A 20,353-nucleotide genomic window follows, 5' to 3' on the forward strand; every position below is an offset into this window, starting at 1 on the left:
AGGTCAAAATGGATAAACCATATATATCCCTTCATAACCATACGGAATTCTCGTTACTCGATGGTGCCTGTAGGATTAACAAACTCGTCAAACTGGCCGCCGAATACGGTATGGATGCTATTGCTATTACCGATCATGGTTCCCTCTTCGGCGTTATCCCTTTCTATAATGCCGCATTGGATGCCGGTATAAAACCAATAATCGGGGAAGAAGCTTATATTGCTCCGGGAGATATGCACGAGAAAAAGCCCTCCTCGGAAGGTCCAAACTCGGGGTATCATCTCGTCCTTTTAGTCAAGAATCAAACCGGCTATAAAAACCTTCTTAAAATATCCAGCGCCGGTTACACCGAAGGATTCTATTACAAGCCTCGCGTGGACAAGGATTTTCTCTCAGCCCATTCCGAAGGCCTTATCGCCTCGACAGCCTGCCTTAAAGGTGAGATTCCGTATCGCCTCTTGAGGGATGACTTCGATGGTGCAAAAAAAACTCTCGGAGAGTTCTGTGATATTTTCGGCAAAGAGAACGTTTATGTCGAGCTTATGGACCATGATATACCTGAGGAAAAGATAGTTCTTCCGCGTCTGGTTGGACTAGCTAAGGAATTCGGTATTCCGACAATCGCGACCAATGACGCGCATTACCTTCGTCCTGAAGATTACGAGTTTCACGATCTTCTTCTTTGTCTCCAAACGGGCAAATTTGTCGATGATACCAACAGAATGCGTTTCTCCACAAATCGTATGTTCTTCCACTCCCCAACAGAAATGGCGAGTGTCTTCGCCGATTATCCCGAGGCACTCGCAAATACCCGCGAGGTTGCCGACAGATGCTTTTTCGAACTCAGTCCCTATCAAGCATACCTTCCAAAATTCCCTATTCCGGAGGGATATACTGATATCTGGGATTATGTTAAACGCAGAACAGACGAGGGTATAATCCGCCTTTATGGTGAAGTAACCGAGACCATTTCAAAGCGCGTTGAATATGAACTGGATACCATTCGGAAGATGGGCTTTTTGGGTTACTTTGCTATCGTATCCGATTTCACCGATGCCGCCCGTGAGCGCGGAATACGCGTCGGGCCGGGTAGAGGAAGTGGCGCTAGCAGCATCGTTGCTTACGCTATGGGTATCACGAATATCGACCCTCTTCGCTATGGCCTTCTCTTTGAGCGCTTCCTTAATCCCGAGAGAGTGTCTCTCCCTGATTTCGATATCGACTTCGAAGATAAATACCGCGAACGGGTTATAGATTATGTTCGTGAAAAATACGGTAACGATTCGGTTTGCCAAATAATCACTTTCAATTTCATGAAGGCTCGAAGCGCTATTAAAGACGTAGGTCGAGTCCTTCGCATGCCTTACGATGAGGTCGATTCGGTATCGAAATTGGTTCCACAAACAACGACAATTCCTGAGGCCCTCGAACAAATACAGGACTTTAAACACAAATACGAATCCAATCCCGATGTAAAAAAGCTCGTAGATTATGCTATCAAACTGGAAGGTCTTCCGCGCCATGCAGGCAAACACGCCGCCGGAGTGGTTATCACGCCGGGGCCACTTACCGATTTTGTTCCTCTTTTTCGAACCAATAAAGACGAGATCATAACTCAATACGATTGGGTTTCTGTAGAAAAGATCGGCGTTGTAAAAATGGATTTTCTTGGCTTGAAAACCCTCTCAATAATATCTGAAACCGAAAGGATGATCGCAAAAAACAGGAACGAAGTTGTTAACGCAGAGAAAATACCACTTGGAGATAAAGAGACCTTCGAGATGATATCACATGGAGACACACTCGGTGTTTTCCAGTTCGAATCAGAAGGCATGACGCGTTACCTTCGCAAACTCCATCCCGACCGGATAGAAGATATGATTGCAATGAACGCGCTTTATCGTCCCGGGCCGATGGACTTTATCGATGAATACATCAAGCGTAAACACGGTAAAGCGGTTGAATATCCGCATAAAACCCTCGAACCCATATTGAAAGAGACCTTCGGCATCATTGTATATCAGGAACAGGTAATGCAGATAGCCCGTGAATTGGCCGGTTTCAGTTTTGGTCAGGCCGACATACTCCGGCGTGCTATGGGCAAAAAGAAGCTCGATGTAATGATGGCAATGCGCGAGGAGTTCATTAAAGGTGCCGAAAATAAGAAGATCGATAAAGCTATCGCGAAAAAGGTCTTCGATATGATGGGCGAATTTGCCAGATATGGCTTTAATAAATCTCATTCTGCAGCCTATTCGGTTGTCGCTTATCAAACTGCCTACCTCAAAGCCCATTATCGCAATGAGTTCACGGCCGCTAACATGACAAATGAAATTGACAATCACGATAAACTATACCAACTTATCGAAAACGCCCGTCATCATGATATCGAGGTGTTCATAGTCGATGTCAATCGCTCCTTACCCGAGTTTGTTGTCGAAAACGATAAAATCTTATATGGTATTGCTGCCGTCAGGAATGTGGGCTTCGGAGCCGCAAATGCTATCGTCGAAGCTCGCGAGAAAGATGGCCTTTTCGAAAACCTTTTCGATTTTTGTGAAAGAATAGACCTTCGGCTTCTCAATCGAAGGGCACTTGAATCTCTAGTTTGCGCTGGAGCTTTCGACTCATTAATCGACAACCGCGCCGAGTTAATGGCTTCAATACCGGAGGCATTGTCCTGGGCTGCTAAAGCCAAAAACAGCGACATAGCGGCATCGGCGGGAGACCTTTTTGCCTCCGATGACACGCTAAAAAAATTCCCCGAACCCATTCATGCTGAGCCGTGGAATAAAAAAACAACCTTAGATAAAGAAAAGGATGCCCTGGGTTTCTTTTTCAGTGGACATCCTTTAAATCGTTTCGTCGATGAAATATCGGCATTCACGAATATAACAACATCTGAGCTTCAATCAAAAGGCGTTGGAACAGGCGTAGTTCTTATTGGAACTCTAGCTTCTCTGGAAAAAACAATTACGAAAAAGAAAGATGAAATGGCCTATGGCACCTTCGAAGACCTCACTGGTTCAGCCTCTGTTGTGTTTTTTCCAGATACATATAGAAAATGTTCCAACTCTTTAGAAAAAGACGCGATGTTTCTTATTCGTGGAAAATATCAGGAGGATAACAGGGGCAGTAAAATATTAGTGGAAGATGTTATCCCCCTTCAAAACGTCAGGAATGAACTTGTAAATTGCCTCCACATCCGGCTTGATGCCGGTATTGCAACGGAAGAAATTGAAGAACTAAAAACGCTACTTAATAAACATGTAGGCGATAAACGCCTTAAATTGCATATTGTCGGTAACGACCACACTTGGCGTGCAACAAGTTCGGAATTGGACAACACCGCAAGCAGAGAATTAATATCGGAACTGAGGGAAATAATTGGGGAGGACAATGTATGGATAAGCAGTTAATAGCTATAATAAGCTTACTATCGATGCTATTATTTCAGTCCTGTGCCTTTATGGAAGGTAATAATCCGCTACCAACCAAAGAAAACCCATCTACTGGAATAAAAGCTGAGGAAACTCGCGTCCCTGTTATTGAATTATCCGCCGAATTTAAATGTGATAGCGTCGCTGCGCACCGCATCTCTCGATTGAGATGGCACGAGGCTGCTAGCATTATTGAAAGAAAAACGTCACACTCTATTTTTGATGTTTATCTTCTCGCACTCGCAAAATCTAATTTGGGCAAAGATAAAGAGGCATGCGCTTTATTCGGTATGTCAATATCCGACACCGCTAATCCTATACGCGATTATTTCGTTTTTGATTATGCTGAGGCCCTTTTCAAGACAGATTCGATAGATAAATCCATCGATCTATTGAAAAATATCGAAAATCCGGTGCTTCAAGAGAAAGCCCTCGTTAGAATTTTCGAATACACCCATGAAAAACGCGATTCACAGGCTACATTTAGCGCCCTAGACACCCTAAATTTAGAATTTCCTAAACATTTCTCCAAAAATGCACTTAAACTCGTTAAGGCTCGATTGCACGCTGAATTTGGCGATACTGCGAAAGCAGTCGAATTTTATAATTCTGTAATCAAGGGAAATTCGAGCTCGAATACTGTTAAAGCCGCACGAGCGTTGGAACTGCTCGGAAAACTCACTGGAGATAATCTTTTTCTTGCAGGTAAAGCAGCAGTTAATCGAAAATTTTATTCCTCCGGCGAGGAATGGCTCAAAAAATACATTTCAAATGGCGGAAAGGCAAACATTGGTGAAGCCAGTTATCTTCAAGCAAGGGCTATTTCTCGAAGAGGAAGATACAGCGAAGCTGTGGCTTTGTATAAAAAGATCATAAAAGAAAAACTTTATAATACAGCCTGGTGTAATTTGGGTATCGGATATTGCTTTCGCAAACTGAGGAGATATGACGAGGCCAAGGCTCATATTGACCTAGCTATTAAAGAAGGCTCAGGATCCAATGCCGAGGCCGAGGCCCTTTGGGAAGGCTTGGAATTGAGCGAAGACAGGGACGATTATATTATGGCCGCCGATTATGCTACGAGACTGGTAAATAAATATTCTAAGCACGACTTAGGAGACAATGGCGCTATGTGGTCGGGGTTAGCTAACTTCATTGAAGGCGATTTCTCGGCAGCCGCAGATCGCTTCGCGGTGATTAATAAAAAATACAGCGACAAGACCTTCACCGAAACCGGTGAGTTTTGGCGTGCATTATCCATGATAGCAAACGGCGACACCACCGGCTTCGAGATACTTCGCGAAGTATCTAATTCTTCTGTAAGGCACTATTACAAATATTATTCTAAGGAAATCCTTACAGATTTAGCCTTGCCAAATCCGGCATCGAGCCACTCGAGCGATTGGATAACCTACGGGGAAGCTATTAACATTGCGCAGGCTTCTCTCTCCGAGCTCGGATATAATCAAATAATCCTTTCATTGGACTCACCGTCCGCAACTCGGGCAAAGCTACTCGCTCGATGCGGTCAGATAGATAGAGCGCAGGTCGAATTCCGCATATGGTCACAAGAACTGAAAATAAATCCATCTATGCGTCTAGCTATGTTGTCACTTGCTTATGATTGGGACTTAACCGCTCTTGCCTATCAAATCGCTCTCGCCCTCGTTCGTGACATGGGCGGATATGCTTCGGCACCCATCGATGTTATTCGTCTTGCCTATCCTACATTTTATTGCGATTTGGTTTTCTCCTCGGCCGAAAGAGAATCCATAGATGCCGGATTATTATTTGCGGTCATGCGCAGGGAAAGCATGTTTAACCCACATATAGTCAGTTATGCCGGTGCTATCGGCCTTTTTCAGATAATGCCCCAAACAGGTGAAAATCTGAGCGTTCGTCTAGAGGAAAGCAAATATTTTTCGACCACCGACCTATACGACTACGAAACATCGATTAAATATGGCGCGCGATATTTGGCAGACCTTTTGCGAGAATATGGATTAGCGGAATATGCATTGGCGGAATATAATGCCGGTCCCACACCCCTGAAAAGGTGGAAGGAAACACCACATGAAGATTATCGATCCGTATTTGTCGAGAGCATAGATTTCCTTCAAACACGGCATTATGTTAAAAATGTGCTCGGTGATTATTTCGCATATAAAGAACTATGGGATAATAGCCTTTAGCCCGAGGATCAAATGTTAAAGTGGATATTAATTGTTTTTCTAGTAGCCTCTTCAGTAGTCTTCACCGCCGAAAAAGGTCTTCAGACACTTGTTTATCCACCTTTTAAACATAGCTGGGGAGTTCATAAAGGCACCGAGGCTAAGCTCGACATGCTTCTCGGAAATGCTACGGATTTCGACAATCCACAAGGCCTTGCTGTCGCTCGCTTGAGACGAACCGATAACCCTAAAGATGACCGAGACGATGATGAGCTTTCTGCTTATGGTGTCAATGCTGGAAAAGATCAGATCATTTATAACATAAGCATGTATAACCTAGCGATTTACGGCTCCAGCGGCTCAGGGAAAGACCAATTCAACAGTCCCCGAGGGATTGCAGTTGATCCCTCGGGAGATGTCTTCGTTTGCGATACCGGCAATCGTCGAATTGTTCATCTGATCCACCAAAAAAAAGGGCTCTCATGGGTTTCCGCTTTTGGTGATGAGATTTTAATCGAACCACACGATGTCTCGATAACCGAGTCAGGCACCCTTTTTGTAACAGACCATTCTCGAGGAACTATAGACCTCTTCACCTATGAAGGTAAGCATATTCGATCCATCGATGGTCTTGTCCAACCACGCGGAATCGATGTGGATAATCCAGCTATTGTAAAATCCCGCTATGCTGAAAAGGCTATTTTTGTCATCGACGGCGATGGCGCTCAGCTTCGCAAAATAAATTATCAAGGGCAGGTTATAGCCTCTTTCGAAGCGACAAAAATTGGCGATGGAACAGCCAGTCTCAATTTCATCGCTCTGGATTTTTACGACAACGCATGGATTACCGATTCCATTAATTGCCAAATACACAAATTCGATAATAAACTTAATTATATCACTAGTATCGGGGAATGCGGCGATAAGGATTACCAGTTCGAAAATCCCACCGGAATAGCTATCTGGAGACGCTTCGGACAGGTTGTTATAGCTGAAAGCCATTCGGCTCAATATTTTTGGATAGGTTGCGATATCGCAGGTTTTGATGTCAGTATGAGCGAAAACAGAGAGGGCAATATTGACGCCAAAATCGATGTGACACTCACTGACCGGGGTTACGTAAGTATCCTTGTTAAAAAAGATGGCGTTATCGTGCGCGATTTTCTCACCCATAAGCGTTTTCGCCAGGGTCTTCGCTCGGTCAAATGGGATTTGAAAGATAATGCCGGTCAGCAAATCCCCAGCGGCGAATACGAATTCGAGTTGAAACTCGAACCTACATATTCCAGCTACGGTTACTTCGAAAAAATTATCACAAAGAAGGTTAAAATCGATGCCTAAACCAAAACTTGGAGAGAAAATCGAGGTTAAAATAGAATCCCCTGCATTTGGTGGTTTCGGTGTAGCTCGTCATGATGGTATTGTTATTTTCGTGCGTTATGCCTACCCCGGTGAGGTCGTCATTGCGGAAATAACTAAACGCAAAAAGACTGCGCTTTTTGCGGATCAGGTCGATGTTATCGAAGCATCGCAATACAGAAAAAAACCACCATGCGAGGTTTTCGGTATCTGCGGTGGATGCTCACTACAAGACCTCGATTTCGAAGCCCAATTTTCGCTCAAAGTCGAGGTTGTCGAGGATTGTTTAAGACATATAGGTAAATTGCAAGACCTCCCTGAAATCGAGGAAATAAAGGCCGATAGTGAATTCCGTTATCGTAATAAGATGGAGCTTTCATTCGGTGAAAGCAACGGTAACATCTTCTTAGGTCAACACATACGCGGGCGCTTCGATAGACTTGTGCCCGCAGAGAAATGCCTTCTCATGTTGCCCATAGGTAATCAAATTGCCACTCATATCTCTATGGAAGCTAACCGCCTCGGCCTAGAAGTATATAACTCCTATCAAAATACCGGACAACTTAGGCATCTTACTCTGAGGTTCTCCGAAACCGAGGGAAAAGTTTTGGCCGGCGTAACGGTTAAAAAACCAGAATTAAATGATATTAAATTACTCATGGATTCGGCGCACAAGGCTTTCCCCGAACTTGCCGGTTCATTTGCTGTTGTTAACTCAAGCACAGGCGACACGGCAAAAGGAGAAGTTATTCCACTATTCGGTATCGATCATATCGAGGAGGAAATGCTTGGCCTTAGGTTCAAAATCTCAATGGCGAGCTTCTTTCAGACCAATACTCGCATGGCTCGTATGTTTTATAATAAGATTCTTGAATTCGCAGAAACAACTCAAAATGGTATCGCTTTTGACTTGTTCTCCGGCACAGGAACAATTACACAGTTACTTTCGAAGAAATTCGAAAAAGTTATTGCTATCGAGAACGTAGAACAAGCTGTTATCGATGCTCGAATAAGCGCAATAAATAACGGCATTAATAATACCAGCTTCATTTTCGGCTCGGTGGAGAAACAACTTCCAAAAATAGTTTTGGAATTTTCTCCAGAGCTAGTGGTGCTCGATCCTCCACGGAGCGGTGTAGCAAAAAAAATCCTCAATAAAATAATCGAATGCCAGCCAAACACAATTGTTTATGCCTCCTGTAATCCCTCCACGCTCGCGCGCGATCTTTCGATCCTCTCCAAAGCTTATTCAATCTCGCGCTTGGCAATAGTTGACATGTTTCCTCAAACCTATCATATTGAATCTATTGTTCGCCTCGAATTAAGATGATAATTATGCGTATTATGATTTATTATGAATTAATACTTGATTATATATTCTTGATTAGATAATTTAAAACATATGTATCCAAGCAACGAAATATGCCCCTGGAGTAAATTCAATCCGGCTACTTTTTCTTTTTGGGAGGAGCGTCTTTGCGCGTGGGTATCCGAACCAGCTAACACCTGGTCGAATTTAGCTTACATTAGTGTCGGTATTTCACTTCTTCTTTATTATAGCAAGATTCGATGGTCTCCGGTTAAATTCTTTGCATGGATATGCATACTTGTAGGCATTACTTCTGGTTTATATCACGCCTCTTGCACCTTTATGTTCCAATGTGCGGACCTCGGCTCTATGTTCCTTGTTGTCACTTTAATGCTCACTTTAAACCTTAGGAGAATTGGTCTTATTAAGCCACGCGAGGTTTATTTCTTTTTTTGGGGCAGTTTCATAACTTCCTTAGCTGTATTACTTAAATATAACTTCGCAGGAAGAATAATATTCATAATACTTTTAACTCTCAGTCTTGCTATCGAGGGATACCAATATATAACCAAAAGTGATTACAAAATAAAACCTCTAATCACTGCTATTGTGATTTTTGCCGTATCATTTGTATTCTGGCAGCTAGATTTAAAAGGCCTAATGGCAAGGCACGATAATCACGTTTTTCAAGGACATGCTCTTTGGCATATCGTTAATTCTTTATCTTTTATCTTTTTATACAAATTTTATGACCAATTTGCCATACTATCGCCAAGACGATTAAAACTTATTGAACAAGGTTCTTCGACCGCCCACGAGTGGCTCTATGGCCGTTTAATTAGGAAAAGAAAAACACTGGATAAATCCATTAATAACACTATTTGTAATAATAGTATTATCTGAAAAACCTAGCTCTATTATGCTTAAAGACCTTGTTATAAAAAGCCGAAGCACTCGCCGTTTCAAAGAAGATTGTAATATATCCAGAGATACTTTCTCAATTTTGTCAATCTGGCTAGGCTTGGGCCTTCTGCCGCTAATCGCCAACCTTTAAAATTCTTTATTTCTTTCACAAAATCGAAGAACATTATCCTCGAGTAGAGCTTAATTCAAATCCCTGAAGATTTCAATAAAATGATCCGGTGATTCGTCTTTACGAATACCCAAGCGGGTTATCGCAAAGTCATATTTTGTGGGATCTTCTGGGTTAATTTCGGAAAAGGCTTGTGTTATCTCGAGCGCTGTCTTTAGATTTACATTTCTACGCAAAGTAAACCCGATAGCCTTGCATATCCGGTGCATATGAGTGTCTATTGGAACAATTAATTTCGAGAATGAAACACCATCCCATCCTCCAGGATCGACTTCATCTTTTCTTATCATCCATTTTAAATACAGGTTCATACGCTTGCAGGCACTATTTTTGTTTGGCGAGGAAAGCAGGTATGTGCATCGGTTTTGAAATACACAGGATAATCTCTCAACAAATCTTGCTAATGCTGGGAAGATATTTCTCTCATTCAAAGAATGACCTTTTAAAAAGCACTCATTAAGCGACCCAAAATCCAATATAGCTCGCTTTATACCAATTAAAAGAACTCCTAGCTCTTCCCCAGTGGTAAACCTGTGTTTAAAACCTTTTAGAATATTACGTAAATCATCATCGTTAACACTCATGAGAAATTCTCTAGGATGAGGACCTAGCGATTTCAATGCCCTCCGCACGCTTTGGACTATTTGGGTCACTCTTCCATAGGCTAGGCCTGCCGCGATTAGACCGACAATCTCTCTGTCACTTATCAAAGGGTATTCGAGAACAACCTCTAGCGGATCAGGACTAATATATTTTGAATGGTTATATTTTGAGTAAAGCTGCTCGAGGATTTCGAGTTTTGTTATATTTGTGATATCCATCTCGCTGTAATTCTAGAAAATTCTCAGAAATAATCAAGTTAATTCAATAAATTGACAAAAATGCATTTTTTAGTCTTGACCGGTTGGTCATAATTACTATATTCTGCTATCACATAAAAAAAGGAGCTGACGATGAGATTCCTATTTGCCCTGACTATCCTATTCGCATTGGCCTTTTCCGTTATCGCCATACCCTTTACATCGGCTCCTCCCGAAATCCGCCATTTCGCGGAAAACCCAGAAGAAGCGGAAAGACTTGCGCCACTCGAACCAACTTATGAAGGCGGTTTCGATGTGCTGCATTATGACCTCGCCATCTCGTTTCAATACCCGACAGATCTACTTTCTGGACGATCCGGCATTATTGTCGAAGCGACTTCCTCAGCCGAATCGATCTATAATTTCCATATCGGCAGTAATCTATCTGCCGATTCTGTCTCAGTGAACAGCGAACCTGTGGCATTCTCGGTTCATTCGGACAGCATTGCTGTTTCACTCATTTCTCCTTCGACCATTAGTGACACTCTGCGTATCGATATTTATTACCATAATTTAACTGGTGCCGGTTATCAATCTGATGCCAATCGCTATGGAGAAATCATCGGCTACAGCCATTCCCAACCCAATGATGCGCGCCTTTGGTGGCCCTGTCACGATGTTCCCTATGACAAGGCAACCTTGCGTTTCTCTATAACAGTTCCGGGAACACTCGATGTTCTATCCAATGGTGTTTGCGCTGATACACTTTTTTTTGGAGACTCAACAACATATATTTGGCAAACCGATTACCATATACCGACCTATCTAGTCGTCGTTGATATCGGCGAATTCGATATAGTCGATTTTCCATACTATTTCCCGATGGGGACTTATTGCTACCCGGGAGACCTTTCAATCGTTAATACCAAGTTTGGTTATGTAACAGATGCAATGGCTGTTTTCGAGGAGTTATTCGCTCCTTACCCTTTTGAAAAATATTACATGTCCGTTGTGCCTCTTGGCTATATGGCCATGGAAAACCAAACAGCGACCAGCATGGGCGAATCTTACCTGTATGACGATGAATATTTCGTCGTTGCGCACGAGCTTTCTCACCACTGGTGGGGTGATGCTCTAACCTGCGGCACATGGAAAGATATTTGGCTTAACGAAGGCTTCGCTAGTTACTGCGAGGCGCTATATATTGAGCAAGCATATACCTGGGATGATTTTCGTGAATATGTCTGGAATGACCAAATGGCCTATATCACCTCATGGGAATTTAATTCTTTCCCTATATACGATCCATATTATATGTGGGGTAGAACGGTCTATCAAAAAGGCGCAAGTATTTTAGATATGCTTCGTTTTCAAACCGGCGATAGTCTATTCTTCGACATCATCAGAGACTACTTCTCGCGCTATATATACTCTAGCGCTGTTACTACGGATTTTATTGAAGTTTGCGAGGATAATTATGGCGATTCGCTCAGTTGGTTCTTTGATCAGTGGGTTTACAGCGCACACACTCCAACTTTACAATGGCGCTATTTCACAGATTTAATCAATCCTTTCCCCGATGATTCAATTTCGAGAATGGTATTAGTTCATCAAGACGAACCTGCCTATCGCATAAAGTTTGGGTTAAGTGTGGTCAACGATGCTGGAAGTATAATTGAACGGTTATCCGCCACTGTGACAGAAAACGACCAACCTATTCATATCAAGCATGCCTCCAACAATAATATTATATTCGACAACGACCACCGCGCGCTTTACGCTTATGGGTTTGATATAACAGACCCAATCGCCGAAGTCACAGGGCGGGATGTCAAACTCGATTGGGAACCTTTCGAGGATTGGATAGATATCACACATACAATTCTGATGAAGGTTAACGCGACGACTTTGGAATTCGATACCATCGCGTGGCCCTTAGATACTTTTGCCACTGATTCAGATGTTGATCCGGGCGTTTACCAGTATTTCATCGCTGGAATATGGGAACATGATTCGGCTTTTGCCACATTCCAGACACCAGAAGAGCTCGTCACAGTGCCCGAAGCAGGAGATGAATTCTCTATTCCGGTTAACACAATTGCTATGCTCGATGATTCGGCGGTCTATAAAATCTATTACTTTCCGTTAATTCAAGAGTGTGATGGTTTTAGAATTAGCATAAAAGCTATTGTTGCAACCGACTCTTTCCAAATATACTCTTGCCGCGATTCGTTGCCCGAAATCCTCAGCGGTGTTGTTTCAGAATACGATTTTGTTGATTACGGTGATAATATTGAACCGGCTCGGATCAGTTATACCACTTCTTCATCTCCCTCGGCGGAGCTATATCATATTTACTATTTCGTTGTTAAAACAGGCCGTCCTTCGGCAATATTCAATTTCACAACAGAGTATTTAACAATGGATATTGACGAAAATGCCACTGTTAGACCAGAGGAAATAGATGTTACTATTTATCCAAATCCCTTCAACTCCGCAATTACCCTTTCGATTCTTGAAACAAGCAATTTAAAAGCATATAATCAGATCGAAACCCAGATTTTCGACATTTCCGGAAGGTTAATCGCCGATCTTGACATGCTCTCGAATAAAACTGACAACTCAATATCAATTATCTGGGAACCTGACGCAACTGTCGAAAGCGGAGTATATTTTGCCCGAATAAAAATCGACAATATTGTCGTTAATAAAAGAATAGTGTTCCTGAAATGAATATCGTATTTCGCAAATAGTGGTTTTTTATGTGTTCGGCGAAAAGCCCTTGCGTTCTATATTTCATGAGTATTGAGTTTAAGTCAACTATAAACAGAATATTAAATTGCGAAAAGCCCCGATAAGATCATTTCTTGATATTACAAGCTGTCTAAAGACTGATAAAAGCCGACAATGCCAGTTAAAATTCTTTGACTAATACACTAAAAATTTCTATATTCATAAGATTTAATTTAAAAAATTATCAAATAAAAGAAAGCTAAAGCGAGTCTGAAAAACTATGGAAAGTGCAGTGAGGGAAAATACCATAAATAGGAGTAAGTCTATTATACTGTCATGGATAGCAATAATAGGATATTTCTTCATGTTTTTCTTCATCTCTGGGGTAATGGTAGTCTTTTTCAATTATAGTATCCAAAGGCGCGATTTTGCAAAAGGTCATAATGACCTTTTTGAAGAAAACACAGCGCGATTTTTCCAGAGAGAAGGCCTTTTGCAAGATATCGATAATATTATCGATAACGAAACTCTCAACAAAAACCTCGATATTGATGAAAATTATAAGTCTTTCGCCCTTTTTGAATGGAATAAAGACTGGGAACCTATCTTGGTTACCTCCCCTGCTTTGTCTGTTGTAGAATTTACCCCAACTCAAATTAATAAAGACTTTTACAGATACTATGGATCACTGTTTTGGAAAGACAACATAGATGCAATATTAACTAAAACACCTTTCCTTTATTCTGCGGTATGGAAAAAAGGTAGGCTTTTCCTTTTGGCAGTCGAACTACAACATTCTTGGCTCTACACTCATTTAATTTTCCCACGCCACGCAATTTCTTTGGGATTACTCGGGGTAATACCAAACAGCCTGTTTTTCGCATTCCTTTGCGCCTTCACCTTAAATCTTTTTGGACGGTTTTATCATTCTAAGCTTATGGAAACAATACAAGGCGGGAAATATCGAATGCCGATTCCTGTCTTCCCTGGGTTCATTAAGTTGGTGGAATATGCTCTCTCCAACGCAACCGAAATCGAGCAACAGCGCCGGGAAAAACGCGTTGCGCTGATGGAAAAATATAACGAATTCGAAAAAGAAAGAGGAGATTTCGCCCTTATTAATGAAGTTTTCAGGGTAGCAGCTTTTGCTCCTGATCTGAAATCTTCGGTTAATGCGGCACTCCAAGAGATAATCCGAAGACTGGGAGTGCGTTGCGGTTTCATCTTCACTTTAGATGCTACAGAACAACCCTTTTTTATTGGCGAATACAATCTTCCAGCCGATATTGCCCACGCCCTTCTGAAAGGAGAAAGCCTCCCAACGGCAACATTCTCGATTCAAGAAAAAAACAACGGCTATGCAATGCTACCCTTGAAGGCCTTGCCCGGAATAGAGATATCGCCAATACGTTCCCTTGCCGAAGAAGGCCTCACACACGCAATAATAATCCCACTTTACTATCGCGACAAAATATGGGGTGGAATGCACCTCTATTCCCCGGGAAGACCAAGGATTCCAGATAGAGATAAAACCGTTCTTCTTACAATTTCAAATACCTTAGTTGTCATCTTGGAGAATAAGAGACTCCTCGGTGATCTTGACGAAAGAATCAAAGAGAACGTCCATTATTACGAACTCAGTAAAATGCTTATTTCCACATCGGAGTTCGACATTTTACTTGAAAATATCCTCTGGATAATTCATGAGTCTATAGATATTGACCACTGTAGCATTATGCTAGCTGACGATGAGGGCGAAATTCTCTCTGTGAAGGCCGTGTGGGGTTACCCAAATGGTCACAAAAATCCAAGAGTCTCCTTCGGTTCAGGTGTTGTTGGATGGGTGGCCCAAAATGGACAATCTGCTCTGCTTCACGATGTTTCCCTTGATACGAGATATATTGAAAACACTGAGGATGCCCGGTCTGAATTGACAGTGCCCCTTCTGGCTGACGGCAAAGTAATCGGTGTCATCGACTGTGAATCTAACATCGAATATACATTCAACGAAGCCGACCTACGTTTTCTTACTCAACTCTCAGGGCCGGTAGGACTTGCTATTCAAAGGACTTTGGTTCAGACTGCTCTGGCAAAGCAATACATTATCGATTCCATTTCACAAACCTACAATAGAAATTACTTCGATGAATATATTTCAAAACACGGAAAAGAGACTCTGCTGAGACACGGAAGGGTTTCGATAGCCATTGTCGGCGTTTCGAATCTGAAAGAAATCGAAAAAGAATACGGACAACCTGCATCCAATTTGATAATAAAACAAACAGCCAATATGCTGGAGGAGCTTTTTCCAGAGGCAGTGATAGCTCGATATACTGATTCTGAGTTTTATATTCTTCTTCCCGGTTTAGGAGAGGAAGCTATGGAAAAACTCATCGATTCTATAAGAAAGCGTTCTCTTAAATGGTCACGCGAACACGCCGATACCCGTCCGCTTTCATTCACAGCCGGGTATGCCACTGCCACACGTTTTGACGAACTGGAGAGTCTTATCCAGAGAACAGACAAAGAAAGCGCTTGGATCAAAGATAAAAAACACCATGAAAACTAAAATACACAGCTTTAATTTTTCCCTCCTTATTGCATTAATAATTTTCCTGGGCTACCTTGGAGGGTGTGCGCATATACAAGTCGAAAGCCCCGCTGCTGGTTTCGTTCGCGAAGGCACCAGTTTATTTAACGCGGATAAAATCGATGAATCGGCTATCCTTTTTCGTAAAGCCTATGCCGCCGATCCATTTTTTGCTCCAGCCTATAAAATGCTCGGAAGAGTCTATCTTGCTAAAGGCGATAACTACCGCGCTGAAATGTTCTTTCGAAAATCGCTTGCTCTGGATAGCTCGAACTCCGAAATATATGGCTGGATAGGCGATATTTATTGGGCAGATGGTGATACTGCAGGTGCTTTTGAATACTACCAGAAATGTCCAAAAGAAGACCCTCATTATGCGATCTTGCACTATAGGCTAGGTGTGAGAGAATATCAGAATGGACATATCGATAAGGCTAGAAACGAGTTTGAAAAAGCTCTAGAATATCCAGAGTTTTGGGGCGGGCATTTCGGTCTTGGACTTATCTCATTCTCCAATGGCGAATACCAGAATGCAGCAACATATTTCCATGAGGCGGAAAGATCTTGTGCTGAGCCAGAGGTCTCCTTTTGGCTTGCCAAATCTTATAGGATGCAAGCACGCGATGCCGAAGCGTATTTTTATTTTAAACAGTTTACAAATTCCATTCAGGGCGAATGCTTGCTTTGCCCCGAGGCCGAGGAATCTGCAAAACAATTGAAGAGCGCTGTAGTTGATTCATCCCTTGAAATAGACACATCTCTTGTTATACCCTTTACAGTCCTCGAACACGATGTTCTCGAGGTCGGGATCTTCGATCTTGAGGGACGTCTTGTTAAATCTCTTTTTAATGGTTGGATAACAAAAGGAGATTATACTTTGGAGTGGAACGGCGAAAACTCAAATGGAGAGCTCATGGACAACGGTGTTTATCTTGGATGTGTTGAGCGCAAATTTGATCTCGAACTTAAACCTATTCTTCTCGAAAAATAAAAGTGGAACGTTTCATTGATAAAAACCTTTTTAGAAGCGCAATTGCGCTTCTTTTTTTCCTGATAGGTTCAGTTTGCGCACTCGACTCTTATTATTTGTCATTCGATCCTATCGACTTAGCCACGCTCAGAAAATATGAAAATCTATCTTTCGAAGAGAGAAAACATATAACAGTAGGTATTCTTCGAGCATACTCGGAAAAAGCCCAAGCAGAAGCTCTCATTCTGTTAGATGAATTAACACGCAATGGTGAAATCTCCGATGTCCGTCCCCTTTGGATATGCAACTGCATTCGTTTTTCGGCTACAACATCAGCAATCGATCAAATCGAATCATCACAACTGGATGCTCGTCTTGTTAAGAGTATTCCAAAAGAAGCAATGCTGTTTAATCCCGCAAAAACCTCAGAATATGAGGCTTCGGTGGATAGCATAGCATGGGGATTGGAGCAAGTTGGGGTGCCAACCATATGGCGCAGTTTTGGGCTGGACGGAAAAGGCACACTCGTAGCAATTCTCGACAGTGGAACTGACTTCGGCAACCCAAACCTTATAGGCTCTTTTTGGGAAAACACCAGCGAGATACCTTTAAACAACATCGATGACGATAGTAACGGTTACATAGATGACTGGCGCGGTTACGATTGGACAGAAGACGATCCATGGCCTTACGATGAGCGCGGCCATGGCACCCATGTTTCAGGGATTGTTGCGGGACGAGGTATTATGGGCATGGCCACAGGAATGGCTCCGGCATGCAAGATAATGCCTCTTAAAGTGCTAAACTATTCCGGAACTGGAGAGGAAGCAGATGTTTGGGAGGCTATCCAATACGCTATTGAGAATGGTGCTCGAGTTATGAATCTCTCTATCGGTTGGCGCTACAGCAGCTCACCAGACAGGTCGGCCTGGCGTGCTGCTGTCGAATCCGCATGTGAAATCGGCGTGGTAATGTGCATTGCAGGGGGCAATGAAGGCGGAACTGATGGCGCTCCGAATAACCTTCGCACACCCGGAGATGTCCCTCGAGCTCTCACTGTTGGGGCCACGGACATACTCGATGAACGCGCGAGTTTTAGTTCCCTCGGACCGGTTGCGTGGGGAGAAGTTGCTCCGTATTTCGATCATCCATACCCTCCGGGTCTCATTAAACCGGATATTGTAGCGCCGGGGGATTCGGTTCCAAGCTCAACTTTAGGCGGCGGTGTCGAATATTGGGATGGCACCAGCATGGCCTGTCCTCATCTAGCTGGCGCATCTGCTATTATTCTCCAGCTATGCCCCGACATCTCGCACGATTCTGTTAAAGCACTTATTGAAACCTCGGCGTTTGACCTCGGTCCAACCGGCAAGGATAGTATTTACGGTTCTGGAAGACTCGACCTTATTAACCTATTTAACCGGCTTGATAATATCGGCTGGCTGCGCGGCAATACCGAACCTTTGGCGCAGATATGCTCGACCCCTTCCCAAGCCAAAATCCAAGCCGATAGTCTTGGCCATTTCTTCATTGCGATGAAAGAGGGAACTTATACAATCACAGCCGATAAATTTGGATTTTCATCTACGACATCCCTCGTGAGTGTAGTCGCTGGAGACACTTCCTTCATCAATTTACCAATTTCCCCCGGAATTCCTAACAACCTTCAATTTGTAGTCAGGGATTTCGACAATGGTGCTCCAATAGGCGATGCCATCTTGACTTTCCCGCTGTGGCCATTAGATAGTTTTTACACCCTTTCCGACGGCAGAATTGCAATAAGCATCTCAGAATCGGACACTACAACCGTGCAAATAAACAAATCTGGTTGGACAACCTATGAATTCACAGCTAACGAAATCTACCCAGATACTATGCTTCACACAATTTATTTACAACGCGCCCTTGACTTTGAATTGGATTCCGGTCTAACACATTGGGGCATAAGTGATTCCATATATAGCGACGATTGGGAGTGGGGAACACCTTCGACAGGGCCATCTCCTCGAAGCGGCGATAGACTTTGGGCTACACGATTGGACACCACCTATTCAAATTCAAGCGACAGTTGGCTTAGTCTTGGACAAGTTGATCTTTCTTCGGATGCGGAAGCTCCTCGCCTTGAATTTTTCCAATGGTTCGAGCTGGAGGCCAGCTCGCGTGCTTGCTGGGATGGAGGAAACATCAAGGCTCGAATTCCTGACAGTGAATGGAATATTATCGAACCTCAGGGTGGGTATCCTATCTTCATCGATGACTATAATCCCATCACAGGTGGACAACCCGGATTTTCAGGTGAGTTCAGTGGCGCACATTGGCACAGGGTTGTTTTTTCGCTCGATGCCTTCATTGGTGACACAGTCGAACTAGCAGCACACATGGGTTCCGATAACAATACAGTTTATTCTGGATGGTTTATCGACGATGTAGCGATTCTTCCAAAAACACTTCGAGAACCCATATTTCGAAGTGTTTCCACTGAATTTACAGCAGGTGAGGTTGTAATTTCAGGGACATTATTCGCTGTAAACTCGGAAATTGTCGAGGACTCTCTCCTGGCACATTTTGGGGGCGCAGCCTCTGGAACAGCATCCATGATTTCGATTGGTGAGTATTTCGAATGCTCAATAGAAGGTCCTTTTTCGAGTGAAAGCCTATTTATATGGCTTTCGGTAGTCGATAGCGAAGCCCGAAAAGCTATTTATCCACATAGCGCCCCAGATTCGATGATAACGGTCTTGATCGATTTTTCTGAAGATACAACCTCACCTATTATCGAACGATGGGCATACTGGCCTAATCGAATAATTGGATTGGATTCCACCGTTTTCGTATTTATAATCGAGGACAGCTCGCCGACAACCTCAATATTTACCTTCGAGCAAGACTCCATAATCGACAGTATAATTATCCCCGGCTCTTTTTATGACACATTATTGATTACCATTCCGCTTACTTCGTCGAGTGCCCTCGAATGGCATATTACCTCCAGAGATAGCTTTGGTAATATCGCATCAGATTCTTCGACTGTTACTTTTGCGACTGAAGTCTCTTTAGATTTTCATACAACATCCTCGCCCTTCGAAATATCCGACAGCACAAATTGGCGGTGGCTCCCCGATAGTGGATGGCTTTTTTCAAGCGAAGGCCCAATTCTAGAATTTCTCGATCTTCCACTTCTCGAGTGCCCTGGAACCTTAGCCATCGAGATAATTGGTGAATACCATTTTGATGGCAACAGCGCGGGTGCGCTTATCTTCAAGGGTTTTCCGGGCGATAGTTTTGCATCTTTACCAGATACCATTCCTTCCGGAAATCCTTTCTTTCCTGGACTGCCCGGTGTTATCGGCACAGGGAATATTGTATCGACTATACTTCCATCAGTTTCTGGTGGAATCTTCACTTTTCAACTTGCCGCTGCCATTCCTGATAGCGATTTCGCATATTGGCTTATAGACTCCATCTGTTTCTTAACCGAATCGAAGATTACGCAAGCTTTAACACCAAAGGATTTATCGATTTCTGTTTTTCCAAATCCCTTTAACGATGCATGTAAAATATGTATCGATAACCTCGATAAACCATCGGTGATAGATATTTTCGACATCTGCGGAAGACGTGTTTATTCACGAAATCTTACCTCCGAAACCTCATCTTTCGTCTGGGATGGCTGTTCTACAACTCGAAAGTGCCTGCCCTCCGGAGTTTATTTGATTAAGTTGGCCGACTCGATTGAGATTGCTAAGATCACTTTACTTCATTAATAAAATCTTTCTATTAGAATGACTTTTCTTACTTAGCAGGGAGATCGCCAATTTTGCTTTTTCATACCGGGCCTTTCATTCCATAATTTCACAAATCCGAAAAGCTTCACTTAATCTTTTCTAC

General features: G+C 42.9%; 10 protein-coding genes. 9 read left to right on the forward strand and 1 reads right to left on the reverse strand.

Going from position 1 to position 20,353, the window contains the following annotated elements; all coding sequences use genetic code 11:
• The first annotated feature begins 8 nt into the window (after positions 1 to 8).
• The 5 genes from KAH81_03640 to KAH81_03660 all read left to right on the forward strand — a co-directional run bounded on the left by KAH81_03640 (position 9) and on the right by KAH81_03660 (position 9,182).
• A complete protein-coding gene (locus KAH81_03640; protein ID MCK5832744.1) occupies positions 9 to 3,419 on the forward strand; it encodes a DNA polymerase III subunit alpha in 3,411 nt (1,136 codons plus the stop codon).
• Complete coding sequence (locus tag KAH81_03645) at positions 3,404 to 5,632, forward strand: transglycosylase SLT domain-containing protein (protein MCK5832745.1); 2,229 nt, start codon at positions 3,404 to 3,406, stop codon at positions 5,630 to 5,632. The genes KAH81_03640 and KAH81_03645 overlap by 16 nt, the downstream gene beginning before the upstream one ends.
• A 12-nt stretch (positions 5,633 to 5,644) precedes the next feature.
• Positions 5,645 to 6,952, forward strand: a complete 1,308-nt coding sequence (locus tag KAH81_03650) for a hypothetical protein (GenBank protein MCK5832746.1) — start codon at positions 5,645 to 5,647, stop codon at positions 6,950 to 6,952.
• Positions 6,945 to 8,300: a 23S rRNA (uracil(1939)-C(5))-methyltransferase RlmD gene (gene rlmD, locus KAH81_03655; GenBank protein MCK5832747.1), complete on the forward strand. Its 1,356-nt coding sequence runs from the start codon at positions 6,945 to 6,947 to the stop codon at positions 8,298 to 8,300. Before KAH81_03650 ends, rlmD begins: the two co-directional genes overlap by 8 nt.
• A gap of 72 nt (positions 8,301 to 8,372) precedes the next feature.
• The gene (locus KAH81_03660; GenBank protein ID MCK5832748.1) at positions 8,373 to 9,182 is read left to right on the forward strand and encodes a ceramidase domain-containing protein; all 810 of its coding nucleotides are present in this window, start codon (positions 8,373 to 8,375) and stop codon (positions 9,180 to 9,182) included.
• A 201-nt stretch (positions 9,183 to 9,383) separates the two neighbouring features.
• Here KAH81_03660 and KAH81_03665 read toward each other — a convergent pair whose 3' ends face one another.
• Positions 9,384 to 10,193, reverse strand: a complete 810-nt coding sequence (locus KAH81_03665) for a TIGR02757 family protein (protein ID MCK5832749.1) — start codon at positions 10,191 to 10,193, stop codon at positions 9,384 to 9,386.
• Between the two features lie 132 nt (positions 10,194 to 10,325).
• Here KAH81_03665 and KAH81_03670 point away from each other — a divergent pair, with 132 nt between their 5' ends.
• From KAH81_03670 to KAH81_03685, 4 genes are all read left to right on the forward strand, one after another.
• Positions 10,326 to 12,905 (forward strand): T9SS type A sorting domain-containing protein, encoded by a 2,580-nt coding sequence (locus tag KAH81_03670; GenBank protein MCK5832750.1) that lies wholly within the window; start codon positions 10,326 to 10,328, stop codon positions 12,903 to 12,905.
• A 292-nt stretch (positions 12,906 to 13,197) separates the two neighbouring features.
• The gene (locus tag KAH81_03675; protein ID MCK5832751.1) at positions 13,198 to 15,474 is read left to right on the forward strand and encodes a GAF domain-containing protein; all 2,277 of its coding nucleotides are present in this window, start codon (positions 13,198 to 13,200) and stop codon (positions 15,472 to 15,474) included.
• Positions 15,464 to 16,486 carry a tetratricopeptide repeat protein gene (locus KAH81_03680; GenBank protein MCK5832752.1) on the forward strand — a complete coding sequence of 341 codons (1,023 nt, stop codon included), beginning with the start codon at positions 15,464 to 15,466 and terminating at the stop codon, positions 16,484 to 16,486. Before KAH81_03675 ends, KAH81_03680 begins: the two co-directional genes overlap by 11 nt.
• 2 nt (positions 16,487 to 16,488) lie before the next feature.
• Positions 16,489 to 20,229 (forward strand): S8 family serine peptidase, encoded by a 3,741-nt coding sequence (locus KAH81_03685; protein ID MCK5832753.1) that lies wholly within the window; start codon positions 16,489 to 16,491, stop codon positions 20,227 to 20,229.
• Positions 20,230 to 20,353: the final 124 nt, after the last annotated feature.

The organism is bacterium (assembly GCA_023145965.1).
GTDB lineage: Bacteria > UBP14 > UBA6098 > UBA6098 > UBA6098 > UBA6098.